The following is a 444-nucleotide window of genomic DNA, read 5'->3' on the forward strand; positions in this document are numbered from 1 at the left end:
GCTTGTCGCGCTGCAGCAAAACGTAGTCCTTGCCTTCACATTGGCTTCGGCGTAGCGGGTTGCGGGTGCAATGCGGGGCGAAGCCGGCATCGACAAAGCGGTAAGGTAGGTGCTCATCGCGACCTTGTGGGATGCCGAGGCGGGTAGTCTGGATGATGTCGGGTCGCGCTCCGATGTCATCGACGCGCAACCGCCTGGGATCCATGCGTCGCGCGTTCCATTCCGTGACGCTCAACCCCAGCGCCTTGCACAGCAGCGTCTGGCCGGAGCAGAGGCGGGTGAGTGCGCGAGCCCCTCCAGCGGCAGCAGGGCTGTTGGCTTGCGGATTCCACGCCATCCGGCCACCCAGTCCGCTCTCATCTGGCCAGGCATTCCAGGGCCATCTGGCCACCTGTTCCACGGCCATCCGGCCGGGCAGTCGGAGCGCAGCGACGCAGGGGTGGC

1 protein-coding gene is annotated in these 444 nt (G+C 66.4%); it reads right to left on the reverse strand.

Translation table 11 applies throughout. The features are described from left to right. The coding region (locus G7020_RS23820) for a DNA-3-methyladenine glycosylase (protein ID WP_181087225.1) at positions 1-444 on the reverse strand (444 nt) is incomplete at both ends.

Source organism: Stutzerimonas stutzeri (assembly GCF_013522825.1).
GTDB lineage: Bacteria > Pseudomonadota > Gammaproteobacteria > Pseudomonadales > Pseudomonadaceae > Stutzerimonas > Stutzerimonas stutzeri_AK.